We start from the raw sequence: 26,850 nt of genomic DNA on the forward strand, positions 1-26,850 counted from the left end.
CCCGTGCGCCTCAAAGCATGCAAACATTCCGTCATGCAACTTCCCTGGCTCGAGCCCAACGACCCGCTTCCTGACGCCGCGATGGCGTGGGGAGATGCCGATCCCGTGCCTGGCCTGCTGGCGGCCGGCGGAGCGCTCCACGTCGGCAATCTGCTGCAGGCCTACGCCAACGGAATCTTCCCCTGGTTCAGCGAAGGCCAGCCGATCCTCTGGTGGAGCCCCGACCCGCGCATGGTGCTCGAAGTCGATCAATTCCGCCTGCATCGTTCGCTGCGCAAGACTCTCACCCGCTTCGCTCACGACCCGCGCTGCGAAATCCGCATCGACCATGCCTTCGAGTCGGTGATCTCCCGCTGCTCGCAATCGCCCCGCCCTGGCCAGACCGGCACCTGGATCCTGCCCGACATGGTCCGCGCCTACACCGCGCTCCACCGAGCCGGCCATGCCCACAGTGTCGAAGCCTGGATCGACGACGAACTCGTCGGCGGCCTCTATTGCGTGGCGATCGGGCGCGCGGTCTTCGGCGAATCGATGTTCGCGCGGCGGACCGACGCCTCCAAGATTGCACTGGCCGCGCTGGTCTGCTTCTGCCGAAGGCATGGGATTTCGATGATCGATTGCCAGCAGAACACGGCCCATCTCGCCAGCCTCGGCGCGCGCGAAATGCCGCGGGCGAGCTTCGTGTCGCACGTGGCCGACGCCCGCCGGATCACCGGCCCTGTGTGGCGCTTCGAGCCCGTATACTGGGATCAACTCCTGTCCGCGCGAACTTTCTTGAAGACGTGACGCACCTCAAGGACCTCCCGCTCCACACGCTGCAGTTCTACGCGACGGCGCCCTATCCGTGCAGCTATCTGCCGGACCGGCAGGCCCGATCACAGGTCGCCACGCCGAGCCACCTGATCCACAACGACGCTTATTCGGACCTCGTGCTGAGCGGCTTCCGCCGCAGCGGCATGTTCACCTACCGGCCGTATTGCGACGGATGCAACGCCTGCGTTCCGTTGCGCGTGCTGGTCAACGCATTCACACCCAGCCGCAGCCAGCGCCGCGCACTGACGCGACACTCGAATCTCCAGGCACGGGTACTCAAGCTCTGCTTCGTGCCCGAGCACTATCAGCTCTACCTCCGCTACCAGAACGGCCGGCATTCGGGCGGAGGCATGGACCACGACAGCATCGACCAGTACACGCAGTTCCTGCTGCAAAGCCGCGTCAACTCGCGGCTCGTGGAGTTTCGCGAGACGGGGCCGGACGGCCGCGCGGGGGTGCTCAAGATGGTGTCCATCCTCGACGTCCTCAACGACGGCCTGTCCGCGGTCTATACCTTCTACGAGCCGGAGGCCGGTGCAAGCTACGGCAACTACAGCGTGCTCTGGCAGATCGAGCAGGCCCGCAAGCTCGGCTTGCCCCATGTCTATCTGGGCTACTGGATCGAGGGCAGCGCCAAGATGAACTACAAGGCGCGGTACATCCCCCACGAAGTGCTCATCAATGGCCAGTGGCAGTTTCCACCGAGCCAGTGACCGTCGGCCCATTTCACTTGGTAAAATCGCGACCGGCCTTGAACCGTGTTGCAAATGAAAAAGCTCCAATCTGACGTTCCCGCCACGCCCGTGATCCAGGTCATCGAGCGCATGTTCGCGCTCATCGACGTGCTCGCCTCCCGGGAAGAAGCGATTTCGCTCAAGGAAATCAGCGAGAAGACGGGACTGCACCCGTCCACGACTCACCGCATCCTGAACGACCTCGCGGTCGGCCGCTTCGTCGATCGCCCGGAAGCCGGGAGCTATCGGCTCGGCATGCGCCTGCTGGAACTCGGCAATCTCGTCAAAGGCCGCCTGAATGTCCGCGACGCTGCCATGGCGCCGATGCGCGAGCTGCACAAGCTCACGCAGCAGCCGGTGAATCTCAGCATGCGGCAAGGCGACGAGATCGTCTACATCGAGCGCGCCTACAGCGAACGCTCCGGCATGCAGGTGGTCCGCGCCATCGGCGGTCGGGCGCCGTTGCATCTGACCTCGACTGGCAAGCTCTTCCTGGCGATGGACGAGCCGCAGCGCGTGCGCAGCTATGCAACGCGAACCGGTCTCGCCGGTCACACACGCAACAGCATCACGCAGTTGCCCGTTCTCGAGCGGGAGCTGTCGAAAGCGCGCCAGTACGGCATCGCGCGAGACAACGAAGAACTCGAACTCGGCGTGCGCTGCATGGCAGCGGGAATCTACGACGACCAGGGGAAACTGGTGGCCGGGCTTTCGATCTCGGCCCCCGCCGATCGACTGGACGACGGCTGGCTGCCCAAGCTGCAGGCCACCGCGAACGAGATCTCCAGCGCGCTGGGCTACAAGGCGAGCCAGGCTGGTTCAGCCTGAAAGCGAAAGGGCCGCCATCCGGGATGGATGAAGCGGCCCCGTCCCAAAGGATCCGGCGGGATCAGGTCGCGTTGCTTGATGCCACGTGCTGCTGCGCGGCCTTGTTGATCATGTGATTGGCTTCCACCCAGCGGCGAACGCGCTCGGCATCGCCGATGCGGCTCAGCTTTCCGGCCGAGTCGAGGAACACCATGATCAGCTTGCGACCGGCGATCTTCGCCTGCATCACCAGACACTGGCCTGCTTCAGTGATGTAGCCGGTCTTCTGGACGCCGATGTCCCAATCCGGGTTCTTCACGAGACGGTTGGTCGTGTTGAACTGGAGCACGCGATTGCCGACCTCCACTTGATATTCGGGCGAAGTCGAAAGCTGACGCACCGTGGCATCCGCAGAAGCCGCGTTCACCAGCAGAGCAAGATCCTGCGCGCTCGACTGGTTGCGGCTCGACAGGCCGGTCGGCTCGACGTAGCGGGTGTCCTTCATGCCGAGCATCTTCGCCTTCGCATTCATGACGCTCACGAAGGTCTCAAGACCGCCGGGATAGGTGCGGCCGAGCGCGTGCGCTGCGCGGTTTTCGCTGGACATCAAGGCAAGATGGAGAAGCTCGCCACGCGGCAAGGTCGTCCCGACGCTCAGGCGCGAACCGCTACGCTTCTCGGTGTCGACATCGTCCTGCGTGATGGTGATCAGCTCGTCGGACGGCAGCTGGGCCTCGCTGATGAGCAAGCCAGTCATGAGTTTGGTCAATGAAGCGATGGGAAGAACGGCATGGTCGTTCTTGCTCAGGAGCACTTCGTGGGTGTCTTGGTCGATGACCAGCGCCACGCTGGACTTCAGATCGAGTGCATCCGGCGTCTGGTGCAGACCGGCCAACTGGCCGAAAGAAAGACGCGCCGGCTCCGCAACACGCACCACCGATCGGCGTTGCACAGCCACGACGGTCCGGCCATTCTTCTGGCGAACCGAGGCGACCACGTTCCGGCCGCCGCTGACGACTTTCTCGTCCCTGTCCGCACCAGCCTTCCGCTTGGAAGACGCGGTTTCACGTGTCGGCACCGATGCCGTCTTGCGCTTGCTGTCGGCGGCGGCCGTCTTCTTGGTTGCCGGTCCCTTCTTTTCGGCGGCTTGGGCGGCAGGCAACAAAAACGCCGTGGCGCACAGCGCGACGGCGAGCATGCGAAACGCGGGAAGGAACCGCTGGCGTGAAACTCGATGGGAACGGGCTTCGGGCATTAAAAACTCTCCAGCGGACGATAAGGCTCCGCAGTGTATCGAAATCAAAAAAGACACGCAATATCAGTTACTTGCATCCTCTTCTTCATTCGAAAACAAGGAGCACTTAAATATTCAACCTTGTGCCGCCACTCTCTCAGCTTGGCTCTGTAACTTGTTGAGCGCACTCAAATAAGCCTTGGCCGACGCCACCACGATGTCGGGGTCAGCCCCAACACCGTTGACGACCCGGCCTGCATTTTGCAGCCGCACGGTCACTTCTCCCTGACTCTCCGTCGATCCACTGATCGCATTGACCGAATAGAGCACCATCTCGGCTCCACTCTTGACATGCGCCTCGATCGCTTTCAGCGAAGCGTCGACCGGACCATTGCCGTCCGACTCTCCGGTGACCTCCTTGCCGTTCACGGTGAACACGATGCGGGCATGTGGCCGCTCACCCGTTTCACTATGCTGCGACAGGGAAACAAAGCCAAACTGCTCAATAACGTGCGAGAGTTCCTCGTCGCTGACCAGCGCGAGGATGTCCTCGTCAAAAATTTCGCTCTTGCGATCTGCCAGCTCCTTGAAGCGCGCGAATGCGGCGTTGATGTCCGCTTCACTCTCCATCGTCACGCCCAGCTCCTGGAGACGCTGCTTGAACGCATTGCGTCCGCTGAGCTTGCCGAGGACGATCTTGTTGGCGCTCCATCCCACATCCTCGGCCCGCATGATCTCGTAGGTGTCGCGTGCCTTGAGGACGCCGTCCTGGTGGATGCCAGAAGCGTGCGCGAAGGCGTTGGCCCCCACGACCGCCTTGTTCGGCTGGACGACGAAACCGGTCGTCTGGCTGACCATGCGGCTCGCCGCCACGATGTGCCGGGTATCGATGCCGAGATCGAGGCCGAAATAGTCCCTGCGGGTCTTGACCGCCATCACGATCTCCTCGAGCGAGCAGTTGCCGGCGCGCTCGCCCAGCCCGTTGATGGTGCACTCGACCTGCCGGGCGCCGCCGATCTTCACGCCGGCGAGCGAATTGGCGACCGCCATGCCCAGGTCGTTATGGCAGTGGACGGACCAGATCGCCTTGTCGCTGTTCGGGATCCGCTCCCGCAGCGTCTTGATGAAGTTGCCGTACAGCTCGGGGATCGCGTAGCCGACCGTATCGGGCACGTTGATGGTGGTGGCGCCCTCCTTGATCACCGCCTCCAGCACCCGACAGAGGAAATCGGGGTCGCTTCGGTAGCCATCCTCAGGGCTGAACTCGACATCGGCGATCAGATTGCGCGCGAAGCGCACCGACAGCTTTGCCTGCTCGAACACCTCGTCAGGCGTCATCCGCAGCTTTTTCTCCATGTGGAGCGGCGATGTTGCAATGAAGGTGTGGATCCGGCCGCGCGCCGCGCCCTTGAGCGCCTCTGCTGCACGCGAAATATCGCGGTCGTTGGCGCGCGATAGGCCGCAGATGGTCGACTCTTTGATGGCGTTGGCGATGGCGACCACGGCGTCGAAGTCGCCGTTGGAACTGGCCGGAAATCCGGCCTCGATCACGTCGACCCGAAGTCGCTCGAGCTGGCGCGCGATGCGCAGCTTTTCGTCCTTGGTCATGGAGGCCCCGGGCGACTGTTCGCCGTCGCGCAGGGTGGTGTCAAAAATGATGAGTTTGTCGGCCATCGTGGATCTCCTTTGTTCCGTATCGCCGCCCGGCAGCACGCGCTGCCGGGCGAAGGCCGCATTGCGGCCCTTTCGCCGCGTTAGGCGGGTTCAGCCACCGATTGTGCGCTGGCTGCGGCCTGCATCCGAGCCCTCGTCAATCCCGAGACGATGGCCTTGAGCGAAGCGGAGATGATGTTCGCATCCATCCCGACGCCGAAAAGCGTCTTCGACTCGTCGACGCGGAGCTCGAGGTAGGCGACCGCCTGGGCATCGGCTCCGGAGCCGATCGCATGCTGGTGGTAGTCGATGACGCGGATCGAGTGCCCGGTGGCTTGCGCCAGCGCATGGATGAAGGCATCGATCGGCCCGTTGCCGCGACCCTCGATCCGGCGAATTTCCCCGTCCCATGGCAAGTCGGCGCGCAGGATCACCCAGGCGTCAGGGCCATCGCCCTGCTCTTCGATCACACGATGCTGCGGCCCGGCCCCATCGCGAACGCGGTACTCGCCCTCGAAGAGGGACCAGAGATCGGCTGCCGTGAGTTCCTTGCCTGCCACGTCCATCACGCGCTGGACGATCTGGCTGAATTCCATCTGCAGGCGGCGGGGCAGTTCCAGCCCGTATTCGCTCTCGAGAAGGTAGGAGATGCCGCCCTTGCCCGACTGGCTGTTGACACGAATCACTGCTTCATAAGTCCGCCCCACGTCCTTGGGATCGATCGGCAGGTAGGGCATGTCCCAGATGTCGCCTTCCTTGCGCGCCGCGAACGCCTTCTTGATCGCATCCTGGTGCGAGCCCGAGAAGGAGGTGTAGACCAGATCGCCCACATACGGATGGCGCGGATGCACCGGCAACTGATTGCAATGCTCCACAGCCGCGCGGATTTCATCGATGTTCGAGAAATCGAGTTCGGGCGATACACCCTGCGTATAGAGATTGAGCGCGACGTTCACGAGGTCGAGATTGCCAGTGCGCTCACCGTTGCCGAAGAGGCAGCCTTCGATGCGGTCGGCGCCCGCCATGAGGGCGAACTCGCCGGCCGCCGTACCGGTGCCGCGATCGTTGTGCGGATGGACCGACAGGACGATCGAGTCGCGGCGCGCGAGATGGCGGTGCATCCACTCGATCATGTCCGCGAAGATGTTCGGGGTCGAGTGCTCGACCGTCGACGGCAGGTTGACGATGCACTTTCTCTCCGGCGTCGGGGCCCACACCGACGTCACCGCATCCACCACGCGCTTGGAAAACGCGAGGTCCGTGCCCGAGAACATCTCCGGCGAATACTGGAACGTCCAATGCGTATGAGGCTGCTTGGCGGCGAGCTCGTTGAACATGCGCGCATGCGTGGTCGCGAGTTCGACGATCTGGTCCTCGCCCATGCCGAGCACCACCCGGCGCATGATCGGCGCCACGGCGTTGTACAGGTGAACGATCGCGCGCGGAGCACCCTGCAAGGCCTCGAAGGTGCGCTCGATCAGATGGTCGCGGGCCTGCGTGAGCACCTGGATGGTCACGTCGTCCGGGATGCGGTCTTCCTCGATAAGCTTGCGTACGAAGTCGAACTCGATCTGCGAGGCGGAAGGAAATCCGACCTCGATCTCCTTGAAGCCGATCTCAACCAGCATCTCGAACATCCGCATCTTGCGGGCGATGTCCATGGGCTCCACCAGCGCCTGGTTGCCGTCACGCAGGTCGGTCGACAGCCAGATCGGCGCCTCGGTCAGGACGGCGTCCGGCCAGGTGCGATCCTTGAGGCCGACCGGCGCAGACGCACGGTACTTGAGGTTGGGTTGCTTCAACATCTGATATTTCTCGCTGTGGTTGGATCAACCAGCAACCCCAAAGACAAACGGCCCGTTGCTGGTGCGAACGGGCCGTTGTGAGGATCTTGCGCGCGCGCTACCTTCTCCGCCCGTGGGGGATCAGTAGTAGGGCCAGCGAGATCTTGTTCATGGGAAGCTGGAATGTAGCACAGCCGTGACTACTTGTGCAGACCGCGCTCATCGGGTTCATCGGTCGAGATGCTGATGACACTCACCTGCTGCCCCTTCGCCTTGCGCCAGCCGTAGACGACATAACCGCTGAGGCCATAGGCCACGAACACGCCGAAGAGAACCGTCGGTGGATGGATATTGACGACGGCGATCCCCAGCGCGATCAGAACGATCACGGCAAAAGGCACGCTCCTCTTCATCTGCACGTCCTTGAAGCTGTAAAAGGGCGCATTGGTGACCATCGAGAGTCCGGCGTACAGCGTGAAGCCGAAGGTGACCCAGGTGATCTGCTGCCACGAGAGATACAGCACCTCGCCGCCACGCTTGCCCCATTCGGTCACCAGCCAGATGAACCCCGCGACCAGCGCCGCCGCGGCAGGCGACGGCAAGCCCTGGAACCAGCGCTTGTCGACGACGCCGGTATTGACGTTGAACCGGGCCAGTCGCAACGCGGCACACGCACAGTAGACGAAGGCGGCAATCCATCCCCAGCGTCCGAGCCCCTTGAGCGACCACTCGTAAGCGATCAACGCCGGAGCCGCACCGAAAGACACCATGTCGGACAACGAATCCATCTGCTCGCCGAACGCGCTTTGCGTGTTGGTGAGTCGAGCGACGCGACCATCGAGACTGTCGAGGATCATGGCGGCGAAGACGCCCAGCGCGGCCAGATCGAAACGCGCATTCATCGCCATCACGATCGCGTAGAACCCACCGAACAAGGCCGCGAGCGTGAACAGGTTCGGCAGGATGTAGATGCCCTTGCGACGCTTCTTTGGCGCTATCTCGTCGGCCACGTCGGGCGCCACGTCGTCATGCATGCAGCCGGCCTCCAGCGCGCGCCGTCGCGGCGCGGATGACTGTAGGAATCAGGACGAATGAGGGGGTCGATCGCATCGCTCGCAGTGTAGTTCAGGCGCCATGGCGCCCCAGAACGAAAAGGGCCACCGAAGGGTGGCCCTGAACATGATCGAGAAAAATCCGATCAGTTGCGGGTCTGGTCGACGAGCTTGTTCTTCTTGATCCACGGCATCATCGCGCGAAGCTTCTCGCCGACCACTTCGATCTGATGCTCGGCATTGAGGCGGCGGCGGCTGATGAGCGTCGGCGCTCCAGCTGCGTTTTCCAGCACGAAGCTCTTCGCGTATTCGCCGGTCTGGATGTCCTTCAGAACCTGCTTCATGACCTTCTTGGTCTCTTCGGTCACGACGCGCGGACCCGTCACGTACTCGCCGTACTCGGCGTTGTTCGAGATCGAGTAGTTCATGTTGGCGATGCCGCCTTCGTAGATCAGGTCGACGATCAGCTTGAGTTCGTGCAGGCACTCGAAGTAGGCCATTTCGGGGGCATAGCCCGCTTCGACCAGGGTCTCGAAACCCGCCTTGATCAGCTCGACCGTACCGCCGCACAGAACGGCCTGCTCGCCGAACAGGTCGGTTTCGGTTTCTTCGCGGAAGTTGGTTTCGATGATGCCCGCCTTGCCGCCGCCGTTGGCAGTGGCGTACGACAGCGCGAGGTCACGGGCCTTGCCGCTGCGATCGGCGTGGACAGCGATCAGGTGAGGAACACCGCCACCTTGCGTGTAGGTGCTGCGCACGGTGTGGCCAGGCGCCTTGGGCGCGACCATCCAGACGTCGAGATCGGCGCGCGGCTGAACGAAGCCGTAGTGCACGTTGAAGCCGTGCGCGAAGACGAGCGAAGCGCCTTCCTTGATGTGCGGCGCGACGTCGTTCTTGTAGACATTGGCGATCTGCTCGTCCGGCAGGAGGATCATGACCACGTCGGCCGCCTTGACGGCTTCGGCGACCTCGGCCACCTTGAGGCCGGCCTTCTCGACCTTGGACCACGACGCACCGCCCTTGCGCAGGCCGACGATGACCTTCACGCCGCTGTCGTTCAGGTTCTGGGCGTGCGCGTGACCCTGGCTGCCGTAGCCGATGATTGCAACCGTCTTGCCCTTGATGAGGCTGAGATCGGCGTCCTTGTCGTAGTAGACCTTCATGAGATTTCTCCTTCGTTGATTCGGTGGATGTGGAACGGTGGTTGTCAGACGCGCAGGATGCGCTCGCCACGGCCGATGCCGCTGGCGCCGGTACGGACGGTCTCGAGGATCGCGCCGCGATCGATGGCCTCGAGGAATGCGTCGTTCTTTCCGTGGTCGCCGGTGAGCTCGATGGTGTAGCTCTTGTCGGTCACGTCGATGATGCGTCCGCGGAAGATCTCGGCCATCCGCATCATCTCCTCGCGCTCCTTGCCGACGGCGCGCACCTTCACCATCATGAGCTCGCGCTCGGTGTAGGCGCCTTCGGTGAGGTCAACGACCTTGACGACCTCGATCAGCCGGTTGAGATGCTTGGTGATCTGCTCGATCACATCGTCGGAACCCGCCGTGACGATGGTCATCCGGGAAAGACTCGGATCTTCGGTGGGCGCGACGGTCAGCGACTCGATGTTGTAGCCGCGGGCGGAAAACAGCCCGACCACGCGGGAAAGGGCACCGGGCTCGTTCTCGAGCAGCACGGCAATGATGTGTTTCATGGCAATGGGACTCCTCTTTTCGCCGCCCTCCCCCGCGCACGGTAATGCGCGGGCTTGGCGGGCAATAGATTCGTCGAATTAAGGTTGAAACCCGGTCCTCGGGACCGGGGACTTTGGTGTCGCTTCTATTACTTGCTCAGAGGTCTTCGGAGCCGAGCAGCATCTCGGTGATGCCCTTGCCGGCCTGCACCATCGGGAACACGTTCTCGGTGGGGTCGGTGCGGAAGTCCATGAACACCGTTCGGTCCTTGAGCTTGCGCGCCTCACGCAGCGCCGGCTCCACATCCTGCGGACGCTCGATCAGCATGCCCACATGGCCATAGGCTTCGGCGAGCTTCACGAAGTTCGGCAGCGCGTCCATGTAGCTGTGGCTGTAGCGGCCCGAGTACTCGATCTCCTGCCACTGCCGCACCATGCCCAGGTAACGGTTGTTGAGCGAGCAGATCTTGATCGGCGTGTTGTACTGCAGGCAGGTCGACAGCTCCTGGATGCACATCTGCACCGAGCCCTCGCCGGTGACGCAGAAGACTTCCGAATCCGGCTTGGCGAGCTTGATGCCCATCGCGTACGGAATGCCGACGCCCATCGTGCCCAGTCCGCCCGAATTGATCCATCGGCGCGGTTCGTCGAAGCGGTAGTACTGCGCCGCCCACATCTGGTGCTGGCCGACGTCCGACGTGATGTACGTGTCCGTGCCCTTGGTCATGTTCCAGAGGGTTTCGATCACGTGCTGCGGCTTGATCACGTCCTTGTTGCCGCGGTCGTACTTCAGGCAATCCTTGCTGCGCCAGCCTTCGATCGTGTCCCACCAGCTCGCGAGCGCGGAAGCGTCGGGGCGCGTGGAGCTTTCCCGGATCATCGAGATCAGTTCCGTCAGCACGTCCTTCACGTCGCCGACGATCGGGATGTCGACCTTCACCCGCTTCGAAATGCTCGACGGGTCGATGTCGATGTGGATGATCTTGCGTTCGTTCTGCGCGAAGTGCTTGGGGTTGCCGATCACGCGATCGTCGAAGCGCGCACCGACAGCGAGCAACACATCGCAGTTCTGCATCGCGTTGTTGGCTTCGATGGTGCCGTGCATGCCCAGCATGCCGAGGAACTTGCGGTCGGACGCCGGATAGGCGCCCAGGCCCATCAGCGTGTTCGTGACCGGGTAGCCCAGCATGTCGACCAGCGTGCGCAGCTCGTTCGTCGCATTGCCGAGCAGCACGCCGCCGCCGGTATAGATGTAAGGACGCTTGGCGCTCAGCAGCAGCTGCAGCGCCTTGCGGATCTGTCCGCCATGGCCCTTGCGCACCGGGTTGTACGAGCGCATCTCCACCTTCTCGGGATAGCCGCTGTACGTGACCTTCTTGAAGGAAACATCCTTCGGCACGTCCACCACCACGGGACCGGGACGGCCGCTGCGCGCGATATGGAAGGCCTTCTTCATCGTCAGGGCCAGATCCTTCGGGTCCTTGACGAGAAAGTTGTGCTTGACGATGGGCCGGGTGATGCCGACCGTGTCGCATTCCTGGAAGGCATCCAGGCCGATCGCCGCCGTGGGCACCTGGCCGGAGATGATGACCATCGGAATGCTGTCCATGTACGCGGTGGCGATCCCGGTCACGGCATTCGTGAGGCCCGGGCCGGACGTCACGAGCGCCACGCCCACGTCGCCGGTGGCGCGCGCATAACCGTCTGCCGCGTGCACGGCGGCCTGCTCGTGGCGAACCAGCACGTGCTGGATGGTGTCCTGCTTGTAGAACGCGTCGTAGATGTAGAGAACCGCGCCGCCCGGATAGCCCCAGACGTACTTGACGCCTTCTGCCTGAAGTGCCTTGATCAGCACCTCGGCGCCCATGAGTTCTTGCGTTTGACTGCCGGTGACGGCTGCTGCGGAAGCAAGTTCCGCCTTTGACATTTCCATGATCAACCTTTGCGATTTTCGGGAACGAAAAACCTTGGGTGCTCCTTCGCCAGCTCTTTTGAAGCCGCGTCGGAACTTGAGGCCACAACCATGGGCGGATTTGTCATACCACCGGATCGTGACCCGTTTGCCTTTTGACTTGCAGCGCGGATTATGACACCGGAAGCCGATCCAAAGGCCTCAGCGCAGTCAATAAAGCCTCCAAGGCATAATCCGCGGCGAAAAAGCCCCCTTCTCCCCGAGACACTTCCCACGCGGCGCTCCCGGCGCCAGACTCGCTTGGCCACTGAGAAAGAACTATCCGATTTCCTGAAGAGCGTCGAACGACGCGCCTTCAAGCGGTCCGTCTACCACGTCCGGGACGAAGAAGCGGCGCTGGACATCGTGCAGGACAGCATGATGAAGCTGGCCGAGCACTACGGCGACAAGCCGGCCAACGAGCTGCCGCTGCTGTTCCAGCGCATCCTGTCGAACTGCACCCTCGACTGGTTCCGACGGCAGAAGACCCGCAAGGCACTCTTTTCCAACCTGAGCGATTTCGAGAATCTGGACGACGACGGTGATTTCGACCTCCTCGAACACATCCAGCTTTCGGCGGAAGGCCAGGAATCCGAGAGCGCCGAAGACACGACGCGGCGGGCGCAGATTTTTCGCGAGATCGAGGAACAAATTGCGGCGCTGCCGGGTCGTCAACGCGAGGCCTTCTTGATGCGTTACTGGGAGGAAATGGATGTCGCAGAGACGGCGGCCGCCATGGGATGTTCCGAAGGGAGCGTCAAGACCCACTGCTCGCGCGCCGTCCACGCCTTGAGCAAGGCGCTCAAAGCCAAGGGAATTTCGCTATGAACACAACGCAATCTGCCTCTTCCGCCGCACTCGAGGAGCGGTTTGGCCGCCTGCTGGCCGCGCGATTGACTGCCGGCAACGTCGAGTTGCCGCACGAGGTCAGCGAGCGCTTGCGAGCTGCGCGAGTGCAGGCAGTCGCTCGCCGCAAGGTCGCCCAGCAGCTTCGCCCGGCGCCCGTGGTGCTGTCGCGCGGCGGAGCAGCGACGCTCGGCGGAGGCTGGTGGACGCGGATCGGCTCGGTGATTCCGCTGGTCGCCCTTGTCGCAGGCCTGGTCGCGATCAGCGTGATGCAGGAAGACAACCGTGCCAATGAGATTGCCGCAATCGACTCCGCCCTGCTCACCGACGATCTCCCGCCCGCGGCCTACACCGACCCGGGATTCGCTCAGTTCGTGAAGACGTCGGACGACGCGTCCGAACGCTGATCGCCCCGCAGCCGAATGCGTCCGTGCCTCCTCTCCCGCGCTGAAGCGCTCGATTTCGCGCGTCCGCTGACGGCCGCCGTCTGGTTGAGCGCCGGTCTCGTCATCGGGGCCGCTGGTCTCGCCGCGCCGTCCGCAGAGGCCCAGTCGGTCAAAAGTTCGGCGTCGCCGCAAACCACCCCCGCCAAGCCGGCAGTTGCCTCCAAGCCGCTGTGGCGCGATCTCACTGCGCGACAGCAGAAGGCGCTGCAGCCGCTCGCGCCCTACTGGGACGAGTTGACGGAACCCCACAAGCGCAAGTGGCTGGCGCTTTCCCGCGACTACGCGAGGATGACGCCGGAGGACCAGGCGGTGCTCCATAGTCGCATGACCGAATGGGCGGGCCTGACCAACCAGCAACGCGCTCAGGCGCGGGTCAACTTTGCCACCGTCAAGCAAGTTCCTGTCGATGAGCGCAAGGCGAAATGGGAGGCCTACCAGGCGCTCAGCGACGAGGAAAAGAGCGAGCTGGCGGAGCGCGCCAAGAGGGCGAAGGCACCCGGCGCGGCGCCGACCATCCGCCCCGTTCCCGAACAAAAGCTCGTGCCCATTCCCGCCGCCGGGCAAGACGGCCAGCACACACCGAGGATTCAGCTTGCGCCGCCGCCCGCTCCAGCCCCCGTCGCGGCCGCGCGCCCGGTGCCGGTTCCTGCGCCCGCTCCAGCCCCGGCGCCGAACCTTCCGCCGGTCAGCGCCGAGGCGCAGGTTCCGCCGCCGGGCGCAACCGACGTCCCGCCGAGGGCGTCGGAACAACAACCCGCTTCGACGCCCTGAGCCAGGTGCCGATGCGTTCTGCTTCTTCTGGCAATCCCGATTCCCTTGGTCCGCCCACCGACGACACCGCGGTTGCGTCCCTGATGGCGCCCGGACTGTGGCGCCGCATGGCCTGCTGGCTCTACGAGGGCCTGCTGCTTTTCGCCGTCGTGTTCGTCGCCGGCTGGCTTTTCAGCACCCTCGGCCAGATGCGCAGCGGCATGGATTCGCGGCGGCATCTGCTTCAGGCGTTTCTGTTCATCGTCTTCGGTGTCTATTTCGTCTGGTTCTGGGCCCATGGGCAGACGCTGGCGATGAAAACCTGGGGCATCCGGGTCGTCGACCGACATGGGCGCGCACTCACCCAAGCTCGGGCGCTGCTGCGCTATCTGCTGAGCTGGATCTGGTTCCTGCCGCCGCTGGCGGCCATCTCGCCGTTCGGGCTCGGTGCGGGCGAATCGGCGGTGCTGGTCTTCGGCTGGGTCGCCGTGTGGGCGCTGCTGGCGCGTTTTCAGCCCGAACGCCAGTTCTGGCATGACGCATGGGCCGGCACCCGCCTTGTCGCATCGAAGCCGCTCGGCAATCGATGAGCGGCACCGAGCCCCTCGCCTGGATCGCTGCCTCGTGGCAACGCTTTGCCACATCGTCGACGCCGGGGGCGTGCATGATTCGGGGATGACTCCTTCTTTTTCGATTTGTGTGTACTGCGGCTCGCGCCCTGGCGAGCGGCAGGAATTCGCCCAGGTGGCGCAGGCCGTCGGCCGCTGGATCGGCCAGCACGGCGGCCAGCTGGTCTACGGTGGCGGCCGGACCGGGCTCATGGGCACTGTCGCCGAAGCCACCCGGCCGCCGGCGGCCGCGTGGTCGGCATCATCCCGAAGGTGCTGGTCGACAAGGAACTGGCCAACCGCCAGAGCGACGAACTCCACGTTGTCGACACCATGCATGAGCGCAAGGCCATGATGGGCGAGCGCGCCGATGCCTTCCTCGCCCTGCCGGGCGGCATCGGGACCTTCGAGGAACTGTTCGAGATCTGGACCCGGCGCCAGCTCGGCTATCACGACAAGCCGGTCGGCATCCTGAACGTGGCGGGCTACTACGACGCCCTGCTGAGCTTCCTGGCTCACAGCGTGCGCGAAGGCTTCATGGGCGAATGGCAAATGGACCTCGTCCGCTCCAGCAATGACGCACCCGCCTTGCTCGAAGCCCTCGTCGAAGAAGCCGGCCGCCACCCCCGAGGCGACAAACTCGCCGAAGTCCTCTAAACGGCCCACGGATCAAACCAGAAACACCGCGGAGCCGGCTCTGCCGGGCCGCCGGTGTTGCCCCCGGAAGGGGTTGGCGTAGCGACACGAAGTGCGCGCAGCCTGGAGGCGAGCCTATACCGCGGCTTCGTCTTCTTCGCCGGTGCGGATGCGAACCACCCGCTCGACGTTGGTCACAAAAATCTTGCCGTCGCCGATCTTGCCGGTGCGCGCAGCACTGACGATCGCGTCGACGCACCGGTCGACGTCGTTCTCGTTGACCACGACCTCGACCTTCATCTTCGGCAGAAAGTCCACGACGTACTCGGCACCCCGGTAGAGTTCCGTGTGCCCCTTCTGGCGGCCGAAACCCTTGACTTCGGTCACGGTGAGCCCGGTGACGCCCACCTCGGCCAAGGCCTCGCGCACATCATCGAGCTTGAACGGTTTGAGGATGGCTGTGATTTGCTTCATACAAACCATTATGTCATCCGCATTTCGGGGCGCAGGCCCGCAAGCCCTCGACCCACACGTGATCGCGAGGGCTGTTACCCTCTCCCAGCCATGCGCACAGGTTCTCCCTTCGCCAACCTCCTCGACTCGGTCATCCCGAGCCCACAGGGTCAGGCCTGCTTCCTGCTGGTCTTCACCACCCTGACCTGGGGCGCCAACGCAGTCGCCGCGCGGCTCGCCGTCGGCGAGGTCTCCCCGATGATGCTGACCTTTTCGCGCTGGATCGTCTGCTGCGTGGCGCTCGGCCTCACATCGCGGCGCGAAATCGCGGCGCACTGGCGAACACTGCTCCCCTCGTGGCGCTCCATTGCGCTGATGGGCACGCTGGGCTTCACCGGGTTCAACGCGCTGTTCTATGCGGCTGCGCATCACACGACCGCCATCAATATTGCGATCATCCAGGGCACCATTCCTGTGCTGGTGCTTGTCGGCAGCTTCCTTTTCTTCGGCACGCGAATCCGCGGCCTGCAGATCGTCGGCGTCGTGATGACGCTCGCCGGCATCGGCGTCGTGGCGTCGCGCGGCGATCCGGCCTTGCTGGCGAGCCTCGCCTTCAACATCGGCGACGTCTGGATCATCGTCGCCTGCCTGTTGTACGCCGGATACGCGCTCGGCCTGCGCAACCGGCCCGCGGTGCCGGCGATCGTCTTCTTCGCAGCGACCGCCGCGGTGGCCTGCGTGGTTTCGCTGCCGCTGGTCGCGGCGGAGATCGCGACCGGGCAGTTCTTCATGCCGACCGCCAAGGGCGTCGCGCTGATCATCTTCACCGGCCTGCTTCCCTCCTTCGTGTCGCAAATCACCTTCATCCACGCGGTGGGGCTGATCGGACCGGCGCGGGCCGGCGTGTTTCTCAATCTGGTGCCGATTTTCGGGCCGCTGCTTGCGGTGCTCGTCCTTGGCGAGCCGTTGTCCCCATATCACGCGGCGGCGCTCGCCCTCGTGCTCGGCGGCATCTATGTGGCCGAGACCCTCGGCACCCGAAGGACCTGACGAGACTGCCTTGAGCGAACCGGTCATCCGCATCCACCGCTCGGTCGCCGAGATCGACGCCGCCGCCTGGGACGGGCTGCTCGCCGCGCAGGCCGCACCGTCCCCCTTCATGCGCCACGCGTATCTGAGCGCGCTCGACGCCAGCGGCAGCGCGTCGCCGGGCACCGGCTGGGCTCCGCACTTCGTGACGCTGTGGCACGACGAACGGCTCCTGGCCGCCTGCCCGCTCTATGTCAAGGACCATTCATACGGCGAATACGTCTTCGACTGGGCCTGGGCCAATGCCTATCAGCAGCACGGGCTGCACTACTACCCCAAGGCGGTCGTCGCGGTGCCGTTCACCCCCGTCCCCGGCACGCGCGTGCTCGCTCGCGATGCGCTCAGCCGTGCGCTGCTGGTACGTGCGCTGGTCGCCTGGTGCGAACAGACGGGTGTTTCGTCGCTGCATCTGCTCTTCGGCGCCGACGACGACGTCGCGGCCTGCGCGGATGCCGGACTCATGCTTCGCCACACGGTCCAGTTCCACTGGACCAACGAGCACTGGAGCGATTTCGACGCCTTCCTCTCGAGCCTTTCGCACGACAAGCGCAAGAAGATCCGACAGGAACGCCGCAAGGTTCGCGATGCGGGCGTGCGCTTCCGCTGGACGCGCGGCGCGGACATCTCCAATGCCGACTGGGATTTCTTCTATCGCTGCTACGCGCGCACTTATCGCGAGCACGGCAATCCGCCGTACCTGAACCGCGACTTCTTCCACCGCATGGCGGCGACGATGCCGGAGGCGTGGCTGCTCTTCATTGCCGAGCGCGAGGGCAAGCCGATCGCATCGAGCCTCATCGCGCTTTCAGCCGGCGTGGCCGGCGACAACGCCTCCGACCATCCGCTGCTCGCCTATGGCCGCTACTGGGGCGCGGTCGAGCGCGTGGACTGCCTGCATTTCGAGGCCTGCTACTACCAGCCCCTGCAGTGGTGCATCGAGCACGGCGTGCAGCGCTTCGAAGGCGGTGCGCAAGGCGAGCACAAGATGGCGCGTGCCCTGATGCCGATCAAGACCACCAGCGCACATTGGCTGGCCCATCCGGCATTCGCGGATGCGGTGGAGCGTTTCCTCGAGCGCGAAGACGCCGGCATCCGGAACTACATGGACCACCTCGGGGAACGCAGCCCCTTTCGCCACGAGGACTGAAGCTCAGCGCTGCGCGCCCAGCCCGATCGGCGCCGGCACCGCGTTGACGATTCGCCTGAAGAGGGCCTCGTAGTCGGGCTCGGGCTCGCAGCCCGTCAACGGGTCGCGGTTCGCGCTGAACGCTTCGTCCAGCTGCGCCCAGTCCTCCTCGGTGAGCACCTTCTCGGCGAGCGGAAGAATCTCCCTTTCTTCCAGCGCCATGTGTGACAGATAGAACTCGACGTAGCGATCGACCGCCTGCTCGAAAGCCTTCCGGCGCGGCTCGCCGATCATTTCGAAGGCGAGGAGCGCATGCTCCACCTCGCGGATCTTGCGCTCGCCGCGCGCATGATCATCGTCCAGCCGGTCCAGCAACTCGCGCGAAATCGGCGTGCGGGCTCGCAGCTTCGGGAACAAGAGCTCGGATTCCTTGCGGTGATGCCGCTTCTCGGGAAACTCGTCGACGTAGAACAGCATCGCGCGCAGCGCCGCAAAGTCGGGCAGCGTGCGCTTCGAGCGATGCTCGGCCAGCAACAGGACGATGGACCGCAGCATGGCCGAAAGGGCCGAGTGTTCATCGCGAATGATTCGCAAGGTGGCGTGTGTCATGGCCTCTCTCCGTGAATGGTGGCAGCTTCGCACCCGACGCACCTGGCGACCTTGAGGCAGATCAAACGCGCGCACAAGCGGCGCGCATCCGCCTCCTTACTTGACGAGCTTCAGCGAGCCCTTCATCAGGGCTGAGTGCCCCGGGAAGGAGCAGATGTACATGTAGTTCTGGTCTGCCTTGAGCTTGCTGGTGTCGAAAGTCACCGACGCCGATTCGCCGCCGCCGACGATGGGCGTGAAGGCGATCACGCGCGCATCGCCGGGCTTCAGGTAGTTCTTGTCGAGACCGGCCGCAATGCCATCGGCTGCGACGCCCTGCGCATCGGCCGGCGTCGTCAGCACCCAGTTGTGCCCCATGGCCGTCTTCGGCAGCTTGCCGGCGTGCTTGAGCTTCACCGTGAACTGCTTGCAGCTCTGCGGCACGTCGATGCTGCTCTTGTTGAACTGCATCGCGTCATTGCCCTCGATCTCTACATCGCAGGTGGCGGCCGAAGCCGAGCCGAGCAATGCCAGCCAGAGCGCCGCGGCGCACGTTGTTTTCATCTTCATCTTCATCTTTTAGCTCTCCGTTGAAATTTGAGTTTGCGCGCAAACGGCCGGTTCGAGAACGCCGTTCAGCGGCACCAGAGTTCGATCTGCCGGCCGAGGTCGGCCCACAGCGCGTGGAAGGCGACCGCCGCCAGCAGCGCACCCGCGACCCGGCTCCCCCACTCCTTACGGGCGACGCCCGCTCCGGCGCTCATCCGCTGCCAGAGCCAGGGTGCAGCGATCAGCGACACCCCGCTCCCGGCCGCGAAACCGGCCATCATCATCGCACCCTGGACGGGGCCGTCGGCCAGCGCTGCCAGCATCAGCGCGGAGTACAGCAGGCCGCACGGCATCAGGGCCCAAAGCGCCCCCGTCGCCAGCACGCCGGCTGGCGATCCGGTCAGCGGCCGAAGCCGCGCCTGAAGCGTGCGCCCGGCCCGGTGAGCCCAGACCGGCTGCCGGCCGAGCACCGCGAGCGACAGCCCCCATGCGAGCACCGCCACATGCAGCAGCACCCAGAACGGCCGCATGGCCGCGAGCCGCTCGCTGGCGAATCCGACGCCTTGCATAGCCACCGCGGCGATCGCGCCGGCAGCGGCGTAGCTCAACACGCGCCCTGCGTGGAATGCCAGCGTCGCGGCCTGCCCGCGCACGTCCGCGCCTGTCAGCGCGGCGGCGCTGCCTTCGGGCGCTCGCGCGATCCGGATGACGCCTGCGCAGGGCGCGCCGCACATCGCCACGCAGTGCGGCCCGCCGGCAAGCCCCATGACGAGCGCCGCTCCGAGCAATGCCGTCTGCATCGTCAGACGATCCGCGAAAAGCGCGACCGGTTGCGATCGGCCTGCAGATAGCGATCGAACACCATCGCAATGGCGCGCACGAAGAACCAGCCGGTGGGCGTGACTTCGATGTCGCGGTCGCTCACGCGCACCAGCCCTTGCGCGGCCAGGGGCCGAGCGCGGCGAGCTCGGGTGCGAAGTGGTCCTTGAAGTCGATCAGGTGCGCGAGACTCACGGTCTCGAAATCCACCTGTCCCTGGCACATGATCGCCATGATCACTGCGCGGCGAAGCACGTCGTCCCGCGTGAGCGCCAGGCCGCGCACCACCGGGATGCGCCCCTGGCCGAGCAGGTCGTAGTACTCCTCGAGTGTCTTGGCGTTCTGGCTGTAAGTTGCGCCGACGCGGCCGATGGCCGAGACACCCAGCGCCACCAGATCACAGTCCGGCTGCGTGCTGTAGCCCTGGAAATTGCGATGCAGCCGCCCCTGGCGCTTGGCGATCGCGAGCGGATCGTCCGGCAGCGCGAAATGGTCCATGCCGATGTAGACATACCCGGCGGCGGAGAAGGCGGCGATCGCCCGCGACAGCATCTCGACCTTGGTCTTCGCGTCCGGCAGATCCTCTGCCGCGATGCGCCGCTGCGGCTTGAAGCGCTCCGGCAGATGGGCGTAGGCGTAGAGCGCGATCCGGTCGGGTCGCAATTCGCACACCTGGGCCAGCGTGCGGTCGAAAGAGGCCCGGCTCTGCTTCGGCAGCCCGTAGATGAGATCGATGTTGATCGAGCGGAATCCCAGCGACCGCGCGCTCGCCATCAGGTCGAAGACCTCGGCCGCAGGCTGGATGCGGTGCACCGCCTTCTGCACGTCCGGATCGAAATCCTGCACGCCGAAGCTCAGCCGGTTGAACCCGAGTCTGGCCAGTCGCTCGAGCCGCGCGCCGTTCACGGTACGCGGGTCGATCTCGATGGATTGCTCCCGCTCCGGCGAGAGCGTGAATTCGCGCCCGAGCATCGTCAGCAGCCTGCCGAGGCTCTCGTCGTCGAGAAAGGTCGGCGTACCGCCCCCCAGATGCAACTGGCTGACCGACGCCCCCCGGCCCAGCTCCGCCACCTGCAGCGTCAACTCGCGCTCCAGGTAGTCGAGGTATTCAACCGCCCAGTGCTTGTGGCGGGTGACGATCTTGTTGCACGCGCAGTAGTAGCAGAGCGATTCGCAGAACGGGAGGTGAACGTACAGCGACAGCGGCCGCCCGTGCATCCCGGTGGCGCTGCGCTGGTGCAGCGCCTGGACGTAGTCGTCGGCCGTAAAGGCATCCACGAACCGATCCGCCGTCGGGTAGGAGGTATAACGCGGACCGGCAACGTCGAAACGCCGCAGCACGGCGGGCGACGGCAGCACCTGGGAAGGCGAAGCGGTTGCGAATGCAGGGGAAGAGTTCATCGCAGGCGATCAAGGGCGGTCTACAGGCACTATGCCGCCGGGGCGCCCCCTATCCTTGATGTGAATCAAAGCCCACGCCCACGCCCGGCTCCAGAATCGGCAACATACTCGACATACATCAATGAAAACCGAAAACATCAAGGTCGCCTGCTCGAGCTGCAATCTGCGGGAGCTTTGCATGCCGGTGGGGCTGGAGCCCGGCGAGCTGCAACGCATCGACGACATCGTGGCCAAACGACGCAAGGTCCGCCGACGCGAGATGCTCTTTCGGAACGGCGATCGCTTCACCTCGCTGTATGCGATTCGCACCGGTGTCTTCAAGACCCGGGTGGCCAGCCAGGACGGCCGGGACCAGGTGACGGGTTTCCAGATGGCCGGCGAGATCATCGGCCTTGACGGCATCGTCAACGACCAGCACACCTGCGACGCGGTGGCGCTGGAGGATTCCGAAGTCTGCGTGATGCCCTTCGACCGCATCGAGGAGCTTTCGCGCGAGGTCACGGCACTGCAACGGCACGTGCACCAGATCATGAGCCGCGAGATCGTGCGCGAGCACGGTGTGATGATGCTGCTGGGCAGCATGCGCGCCGAAGAGCGCCTCGCGGCCTTCCTCACCAACCTCGCCCAGCGCCTGCATGCACGCGGCTTCTCGCGCTCCGAGCTCGTGCTGCGCATGACGCGCGAGGAAATCGGCAGCTACCTCGGTCTCAAGCTCGAAACCGTGAGCCGCACCCTCTCCAAGTTCATGGAAGAGGGGCTCATCGAAGTCCAGCAGCGCAACCTGCGCATCGTCGACGCCGAAGGCCTTCGCCGCTTGATCACACCGGCAGGCTGCTGATCGGCGCAACCCGATCCAGGGCACCCGCGAAACCGGCTCCGCCGGCCCGCCGAGTGCGCGCCCCTCACTGCACATCTTCCGCCGGCGTCGCGGCGTGGTTGCGGCCGGTCATGGCCGGCATCAGCTTCTTGTCGGCGAGGGTCTTGTTGATCTCGATGCCCCGGCGGTAGTAGTCCTCCGCCACCACGGGGTCCGGCGAGCGGATGGCGAGCCACAGGGTGACGAAGCTCGCGACCACCACCACCGCGGGACCGGCAAGGACCATCCACAGCAGCGGGAAGCGCCACCAGGGTTGGCTTGCGACTGCATCGTTCTCGTTCGCTGCGTTCATCGTCATCTCCTTGACACGTATCACCGAGGCACCATGAAGGTCGCCTTCTCCGAAACCTGCGCCCCGCCCTCGGCCGCGCGTACGTCGAAATACACCGGATGCGAACCCGGGTCCGCGCCGCCGTACGGCAGTTGCAGGCGAACCGCAACCCAGCGCGATTGCGCCGGCCCCACTTCCACGGGCTGATCGGGCGAGGCATGGAGGCCGTCCAGGCCGCGCGCCTCGATGCGGTAGTGCTGCGTCGTTTCGGTCGCATTCATGATCTGCAGGCGATAGACGTTCTCGATCCGGCCGCCTTCGACGATGCGCGCCAGCGTGCCGCGATCGCGCACCACGTCCACCTTGAGCGGCGTGCGGATCACCAGGCTGACCAGCAAGCCGATGCACAGCGCGACCAGGATGCCGCTGTAGATCAGCACCCGCGGCCGCAGCACGCGGCGCAGCATCTGCTGCGACGACCAGTGCCCCGCCATGCTGTTCTGCGTGTCGTAGCGGATCAGGCCGCGCGGCGAGGCGAGCTTGTCCATCACCGTGTTGCAGGCATCCACGCACAGGCCGCAGCCGATGCACTCGTACTGCAGGCCCTGCCGGATGTCGATGCCGGTCGGACACACCTGCACGCACAGCGAGCAGTCGATGCAGTCGCCCTGCCCCAGTGCGCGCGCATCCACCCCCTTGGCCCGCACGCCGCGCGGCTCGCCGCGCTCGGTGTCGTAGCTCACGATCAGCGTGTCGCGGTCGAACATCGCGCTCTGGAAGCGCGCATACGGGCACATGTACTTGCAGACCTGCTCGCGCATGAAGCCCGCATTGCCATAGGTCGCGAAGCCGTAGAACAGCACCCAGAAGACTTCCCAGCCGCTCATGTGCGTCTGCAGGAAGGCCAGGCCCAGGTCACGTATCGGCGTGAAGTAGCCGACGAAGGTGAAGCCCGTCCACAGCGCAATGCCCAGCCACACCACGTGCTTGAACCACTTCTTGACCAGCTTCTCGATCGAGAGCTCGCTGTCGTCCAGCCGCATGCGCGCCGTGCGGTTGCCTTCGATCTTCTGCTCGATCCACAGGAAGATCTCCGAATAGACCGTCTGCGGGCAGGTATAACCGCACCAGAGGCGCCCCGCCACCGCGGTGAACAGGAAGAGCGACAGCGCCGAGATGACCAGCAGCCCCGTCAGATAGATCAGGTCCTGCGGATACAGAACCAGCCCGAAGATGTAGAAGCGCCGGCTGGCCAGATCGAAGAGCACCGCCTGCCGCTGCCCCCATTCGAGCCACGGCATGCCATAGAACACCAGCTGGGTGACGAACACCATCACCCAGCGCCAGCGCGCGAAGACGCCGTCGATGGAGCGCGGGTAGACCTTCCTGTGCGCCTCGTAGAGGCCCCGCCCTTTTCAGCAGCCGCGATCGGGATCACGCGGCGCGGCGCGGGGCTTGGCGACGAAGCAGAATCCGACACGGTTCAACCTTCAGGGCGAGCCGGCCGTCGAAGCCTTGCCGTTCGACAGGCCCCACACATAGGCGGTCAGCACGTGGATCTGGGCCTCCGTCAGGCGGCCTTGCTGCGCCGGCATCTGGTTGGTCTTGCCGTTGTTGATCATCTGCATGACCGCGTCAAGCCCGTAGCCGTGCAGCCAGATCTGGTCCGTGAGATTCGGCGCACCCACGGCCGTGTTGCCGACGCCGCCGATGCCGTGACACGACGCGCAAACGGTGAACTTGCTCTTGCCCAGCCCCGCGCGCACCGAGTCGTGCGGGCTGCCTGAGAGGCTCAGCACGTAGTTGGCGAGGTTCTTCACGTCCTCCGGCGTGCCGACGGCTTCCGCCATCGGCGGCATCACGCCGATGCGGCCCAGGGTGATCGACTCCTTGATCTTTTCCGGCGAGCCGCCGTGCAGCCAGTCGTTGTCGGTGAGGTTCGGAAAGCCCTTGCCGCCACGCGCATCGGAACCATGGCACTGTGCGCAGTTGTTGAGGAAGAGGCGTTCGCCGATCGCCATTGCGCCCGGATCGGTCGCGACCTTCTCCACCGGCAGTGCGGTGTAGGCCGCATAGACCGGCTCGAGCTCCTGGTTGGCCTTCGCGAGATCCTTGGCGTACTCGCCACCGGTGCTCCAGTCGAGCCGGCCCTTGTAGCTGCCGAGCCCCGGGAAGACGAACAGATAGCCCAGCCCGAACACGATGGTGATGACGAACAAGCCCATCCACCAGCGCGGCATCGGGTTGTTCATCTCGCGCAGGTCCTCGTCCCAGACGTGGCCGGTGGTGTTGTCCGCACTGGCCGGGGTCTTGCTGCGCGCGGTGACCCACAGGAGCAGCAGGCAGGCCAGGATGCTGACGATGGTGGCGATCGCGATGTAGTGCGACCAGAAATCGTGAATGAAGTCGCTCATGGTGTCAGTCCTGCTCGAAGGGCAAGCGGGCCGCGGCGTCGAAGGCCTGTGCGCGGCGGCGCGAGTAGGCCCAGACGAGGATGCCGATGAAGGTCACAAAGGAAACCAGCGTGGCGATGGTGCGCAAGGTGGTGATGTCCATGGTGGTCCTCCTTACTTGAGCGCGAGGCCGAGCGACTGCAGGTAGGCCACGAGCGCATCGAGCTCCGTCTTGCCCTTGACGTCGCCGGGCGCGGCAGCGATCTGCTCGTCGGTGAACGGCACACCGACACGGCGCAGCGCGCGCATGTGATCTGCGGCGTCGGATGGCGTGACCTGGTTCTTGGCCAGCCACGGATACGCGGGCATGTTCGACTCGGGCACCAAGTCGCGCGGGTTGTTCAGGTGGATGCGATGCCACTCGTCGCTGTAGCGGCCACCCACGCGATGCAGGTCGGGACCGGTGCGCTTGCTGCCCCACTGGAAGGGATGGTCGTAGACGAATTCGCCGGCCACCGAATAGTGGCCGTAGCGCAGCGTCTCCGCACGGAAGGGCCGGATCATCTGCGAATGGCAGTTGTAGCAGCCCTCACGCACATACACGTCGCGGCCGAGCACCTGCAGCGCAGTGGGCGGCGTGAGGCCAGTGATCGGCTCCGTGGTCGACTTCTGGAAGAACAGCGGCACGATCTCGACCAGTCCGCCGACGGCGACGACCAGCAGGATCAGCACGATCATCAGGAAGTTGTTGGTCTCGATCTTCTGATGCGAGAAGGTGGAGGATTCAGGGTTCGTGGAGCTCATTGTTCTTTCCTCGATTCCTTCAGGCATGGGCCGCGGAAGGCGCCGGAATGCGCGCCCGCACCGATTGACCGGCGCCGATCGTCATCACGACGTTCCACGCCATCACCAGCATGCCGGAGAGATACAACAGGCCGCCGATCAGGCGCACCACGTAATAGGGATATGTGGCCTTCACGCCTTCGACGAAGGTGTAGGTCAGCGTGCCGTCGGGGTTGATCGAACGCCACATCAGCCCCTGCATCACACCGGCGATCCACATGGCAGCGATATAGAGCACGATGCCGATGGTCGACATCCAGAAATGCAGCTCGATCGCCTTCACGCTGTACATCTCGGTGCGGTTGTACAGGCGCGGGATCAGATAGTAGAGCGAGCCCATCGTGATGAGGCCCACCCAGCCGAGGGCGCCGGAATGCACATGGCCGATGGTCCAGTCGGTGTAGTGCGACAGCGCATTCACCGTCTTGATCGACATCATCGGGCCCTCGAAGGTCGACATGCCGTAGAACGACAGCGCCACGATCAGGAAACGCACGATCGGATCGGTGCGCAGCTTGTGCCATGCCCCCGAGAGCGTCATGATCCCGTTGATCATCCCGCCCCAGCTCGGCGCCAGGAGGATCAGAGAGAAAACCATGCCGATCGACTGCGTCCAGTCGGGCAGCGCCGTGTAGTGCAGATGGTGTGGACCCGCCCACATGTAAGTGAAGATCAGCGCCCAGAAGTGCACGATCGACAGGCGGTACGAGTACACAGGACGACCGACCTGCTTCGGGATGTAGTAGTACATCATCCCGAGGAAGCCCGCGGTGAGGAAGAAGCCCACCGCGTTGTGGCCGTACCACCACTGCACCATCGCGTCCTGCACGCCCGCGTAGGCCGAGTAGCTCTTCATCCAGCCCGCGGGAACGGCCGCGCTGTTGACGATGTGCAGCAACGCGACCGCGATGATGAACGCACCGTAGAACCAGTTGGCCACGTAGATGTGCTTCACTTTGCGGATTCCGATGGTGCCGAAGAACACGATCGCATAGGCCACCCATACGACCGCAATCAGGATGTCGATCGGCCATTCGAGCTCAGCGTATTCCTTGCCGCTGGTGTAGCCCATCGGCAGGCTGATGGCCGCGGCAACGATCACCGCCTGCCAGCCCCAGAACACGAAGGAAGCCAGCGCCGGCGCAAAGAGGCGAACCTGGCAGGTGCGCTGCACCACGTGGAAGCTCGTCGCCATCAGCGCGCATCCGCCGAAAGCGAAGATCACCGCGTTGGTGTGCAGCGGACGCAGGCGCCCGTAGCTGAGCCAGGGAATGCCGAAGTTCAGTTCGGGCCAAGCCAGTTGCGACGCGATGATCACGCCGACGAGCATGCCCACCACGCCCCAGACCACCGACATGATGGCGAACTGCCGCACTGCGGTGTCGCTGTAGACCGCTGCGGGAGGATTCGGAGATTGCATCGTCGGACCTTTTCTTATGGAACTGGTCC

Annotated in this window: 26 protein-coding genes and 3 pseudogenes; 11 read left to right on the forward strand and 18 right to left on the reverse strand. The window is 64.5% G+C overall.

The annotated features are described in order from the left end of the window. The first annotated feature begins 33 nt into the window (after positions 1-33). The 3 genes from aat to ACQ858_RS11050 are packed head-to-tail and all read left to right on the forward strand — an operon-like array spanning position 34 to position 2,375. Complete coding sequence (gene aat / locus ACQ858_RS11040) at positions 34-786, forward strand: leucyl/phenylalanyl-tRNA--protein transferase (RefSeq protein WP_431276662.1); 753 nt, start codon at positions 34-36, stop codon at positions 784-786. Continuing rightward, complete coding sequence (locus ACQ858_RS11045) at positions 783-1,526, forward strand: arginyltransferase (RefSeq protein WP_431276663.1); 744 nt, start codon at positions 783-785, stop codon at positions 1,524-1,526. The genes aat and ACQ858_RS11045 overlap by 4 nt, the downstream gene beginning before the upstream one ends. A 54-nt stretch (positions 1,527-1,580) precedes the next feature. Beyond that, a complete protein-coding gene (locus ACQ858_RS11050) occupies positions 1,581-2,375 on the forward strand; it encodes an IclR family transcriptional regulator (protein ID WP_431276664.1) in 795 nt (264 codons plus the stop codon). A 61-nt stretch (positions 2,376-2,436) separates the two neighbouring features. On the opposite strand, the gene ACQ858_RS11055 is transcribed toward ACQ858_RS11050, so the two are convergent. The 7 genes from ACQ858_RS11055 to ACQ858_RS11085 form a co-directional block, all read right to left on the reverse strand. After that, a complete protein-coding gene (locus ACQ858_RS11055) occupies positions 2,437-3,609 on the reverse strand; it encodes a serine hydrolase (protein ID WP_431276835.1) in 1,173 nt (390 codons plus the stop codon). 114 nt (positions 3,610-3,723) lie between these two features. Then, positions 3,724-5,262 carry a 2-isopropylmalate synthase gene (locus ACQ858_RS11060; RefSeq protein ID WP_431276665.1) on the reverse strand — a complete coding sequence of 513 codons (1,539 nt, stop codon included), beginning with the start codon at positions 5,260-5,262 and terminating at the stop codon, positions 3,724-3,726. 80 nt (positions 5,263-5,342) lie between these two features. Beyond that, on the reverse strand, positions 5,343-7,046 hold the full coding sequence (gene leuA / locus ACQ858_RS11065) for a 2-isopropylmalate synthase (protein ID WP_431276666.1): 1,704 nt from the start codon (positions 7,044-7,046) through the stop codon (positions 5,343-5,345). A gap of 179 nt (positions 7,047-7,225) precedes the next feature. Then, positions 7,226-8,059 carry a CDP-diacylglycerol--serine O-phosphatidyltransferase gene (gene pssA, locus ACQ858_RS11070; protein WP_431276667.1) on the reverse strand — a complete coding sequence of 278 codons (834 nt, stop codon included), beginning with the start codon at positions 8,057-8,059 and terminating at the stop codon, positions 7,226-7,228. Positions 8,060-8,223: 164 nt separating this feature from the next. Next, entirely contained in the window at positions 8,224-9,240 is a 1,017-nt protein-coding gene (ilvC, locus tag ACQ858_RS11075) for a ketol-acid reductoisomerase (protein ID WP_431276668.1), read from the reverse strand. Between the two features lie 44 nt (positions 9,241-9,284). Then, positions 9,285-9,776, reverse strand: a complete 492-nt coding sequence (gene ilvN, locus ACQ858_RS11080) for an acetolactate synthase small subunit (protein WP_076998466.1) — start codon at positions 9,774-9,776, stop codon at positions 9,285-9,287. A gap of 136 nt (positions 9,777-9,912) precedes the next feature. Further along, positions 9,913-11,688 carry an acetolactate synthase 3 catalytic subunit gene (locus ACQ858_RS11085; RefSeq protein ID WP_431276669.1) on the reverse strand — a complete coding sequence of 592 codons (1,776 nt, stop codon included), beginning with the start codon at positions 11,686-11,688 and terminating at the stop codon, positions 9,913-9,915. Positions 11,689-11,967: 279 nt separating this feature from the next. Here ACQ858_RS11085 and ACQ858_RS11090 point away from each other — a divergent pair, with 279 nt between their 5' ends. The 5 genes and pseudogenes from ACQ858_RS11090 to ACQ858_RS11110 all read left to right on the forward strand — a co-directional run bounded on the left by ACQ858_RS11090 (position 11,968) and on the right by ACQ858_RS11110 (position 15,013). Next, entirely contained in the window at positions 11,968-12,534 is a 567-nt protein-coding gene (locus ACQ858_RS11090) for an RNA polymerase sigma factor (RefSeq protein ID WP_431276836.1), read from the forward strand. Further along, positions 12,531-12,959 (forward strand): DUF3619 family protein, encoded by a 429-nt coding sequence (locus ACQ858_RS11095; protein ID WP_431276670.1) that lies wholly within the window; start codon positions 12,531-12,533, stop codon positions 12,957-12,959. The genes ACQ858_RS11090 and ACQ858_RS11095 overlap by 4 nt, the downstream gene beginning before the upstream one ends. A 15-nt stretch (positions 12,960-12,974) precedes the next feature. Next, positions 12,975-13,769: a DUF3106 domain-containing protein gene (locus ACQ858_RS11100; RefSeq protein WP_431276671.1), complete on the forward strand. Its 795-nt coding sequence runs from the start codon at positions 12,975-12,977 to the stop codon at positions 13,767-13,769. An 83-nt stretch (positions 13,770-13,852) separates the two neighbouring features. Continuing rightward, positions 13,853-14,338 carry an RDD family protein gene (locus ACQ858_RS11105; protein ID WP_431276672.1) on the forward strand — a complete coding sequence of 162 codons (486 nt, stop codon included), beginning with the start codon at positions 13,853-13,855 and terminating at the stop codon, positions 14,336-14,338. Positions 14,339-14,423: 85 nt separating this feature from the next. After that, a pseudogene (locus tag ACQ858_RS11110) lies at positions 14,424-15,013 on the forward strand (TIGR00730 family Rossman fold protein). A gap of 114 nt (positions 15,014-15,127) precedes the next feature. Here the strand turns inward: ACQ858_RS11110 and ACQ858_RS11115 are convergent. Next, positions 15,128-15,466, reverse strand: a complete 339-nt coding sequence (locus ACQ858_RS11115) for a P-II family nitrogen regulator (protein WP_088957270.1) — start codon at positions 15,464-15,466, stop codon at positions 15,128-15,130. Positions 15,467-15,556: 90 nt separating this feature from the next. Between ACQ858_RS11115 and ACQ858_RS11120 the strand changes: the two genes are divergently transcribed. Next, positions 15,557-16,495: a DMT family transporter gene (locus tag ACQ858_RS11120; protein ID WP_431276673.1), complete on the forward strand. Its 939-nt coding sequence runs from the start codon at positions 15,557-15,559 to the stop codon at positions 16,493-16,495. A 10-nt stretch (positions 16,496-16,505) separates the two neighbouring features. Beyond that, positions 16,506-17,681 (forward strand): GNAT family N-acetyltransferase, encoded by a 1,176-nt coding sequence (locus ACQ858_RS11125; protein WP_431276674.1) that lies wholly within the window; start codon positions 16,506-16,508, stop codon positions 17,679-17,681. A 3-nt stretch (positions 17,682-17,684) separates the two neighbouring features. On the opposite strand, the gene ACQ858_RS11130 is transcribed toward ACQ858_RS11125, so the two are convergent. The 4 genes and pseudogenes from ACQ858_RS11130 to hemN form a co-directional block, all read right to left on the reverse strand. After that, a complete protein-coding gene (locus tag ACQ858_RS11130) occupies positions 17,685-18,269 on the reverse strand; it encodes a hemerythrin domain-containing protein (RefSeq protein WP_431276675.1) in 585 nt (194 codons plus the stop codon). 96 nt (positions 18,270-18,365) lie between these two features. Continuing rightward, positions 18,366-18,818, reverse strand: a complete 453-nt coding sequence (gene azu / locus ACQ858_RS11135; RefSeq protein WP_431276676.1) for an azurin — start codon at positions 18,816-18,818, stop codon at positions 18,366-18,368. 65 nt (positions 18,819-18,883) lie between these two features. Continuing rightward, positions 18,884-19,597, reverse strand: a complete 714-nt coding sequence (locus ACQ858_RS11140; RefSeq protein WP_431276677.1) for a sulfite exporter TauE/SafE family protein — start codon at positions 19,595-19,597, stop codon at positions 18,884-18,886. Positions 19,598-19,599: 2 nt separating this feature from the next. After that, positions 19,600-21,017 (reverse strand): annotated as a pseudogene (hemN, locus tag ACQ858_RS11145) (oxygen-independent coproporphyrinogen III oxidase). A gap of 121 nt (positions 21,018-21,138) precedes the next feature. Here hemN and fnr point away from each other — a divergent pair. After that, positions 21,139-21,855, forward strand: coding sequence for a fumarate/nitrate reduction transcriptional regulator Fnr (gene fnr, locus ACQ858_RS11150; protein ID WP_431276678.1), 717 nt, complete (start codon positions 21,139-21,141; stop codon positions 21,853-21,855). A 64-nt stretch (positions 21,856-21,919) separates the two neighbouring features. On the opposite strand, the gene ACQ858_RS11155 is transcribed toward fnr, so the two are convergent. The 6 genes and pseudogenes from ACQ858_RS11155 to ccoN form a co-directional block, all read right to left on the reverse strand. Continuing rightward, a complete protein-coding gene (locus ACQ858_RS11155; protein WP_431276679.1) occupies positions 21,920-22,186 on the reverse strand; it encodes a FixH family protein in 267 nt (88 codons plus the stop codon). A 20-nt stretch (positions 22,187-22,206) separates the two neighbouring features. After that, a pseudogene (gene ccoG / locus ACQ858_RS11160) lies at positions 22,207-23,603 on the reverse strand (cytochrome c oxidase accessory protein CcoG). A 52-nt stretch (positions 23,604-23,655) separates the two neighbouring features. Beyond that, entirely contained in the window at positions 23,656-24,579 is a 924-nt protein-coding gene (gene ccoP, locus ACQ858_RS11165; protein ID WP_431276680.1) for a cytochrome-c oxidase, cbb3-type subunit III, read from the reverse strand. Between the two features lie 4 nt (positions 24,580-24,583). Further along, complete coding sequence (locus tag ACQ858_RS11170) at positions 24,584-24,721, reverse strand: cbb3-type cytochrome oxidase subunit 3 (protein ID WP_431276681.1); 138 nt, start codon at positions 24,719-24,721, stop codon at positions 24,584-24,586. Between the two features lie 11 nt (positions 24,722-24,732). Next, the gene (gene ccoO / locus ACQ858_RS11175) at positions 24,733-25,362 is read right to left on the reverse strand and encodes a cytochrome-c oxidase, cbb3-type subunit II (RefSeq protein ID WP_431276682.1); all 630 of its coding nucleotides are present in this window, start codon (positions 25,360-25,362) and stop codon (positions 24,733-24,735) included. A gap of 19 nt (positions 25,363-25,381) precedes the next feature. Continuing rightward, positions 25,382-26,821: a cytochrome-c oxidase, cbb3-type subunit I gene (ccoN, locus tag ACQ858_RS11180; protein WP_431276683.1), complete on the reverse strand. Its 1,440-nt coding sequence runs from the start codon at positions 26,819-26,821 to the stop codon at positions 25,382-25,384. Between the last annotated feature and the right edge of the window lie 29 nt (positions 26,822-26,850).

It is taken from the genome of Variovorax ureilyticus (assembly GCF_050632185.1).
Lineage (GTDB): Bacteria > Pseudomonadota > Gammaproteobacteria > Burkholderiales > Burkholderiaceae_C > Variovorax > Variovorax ureilyticus_A.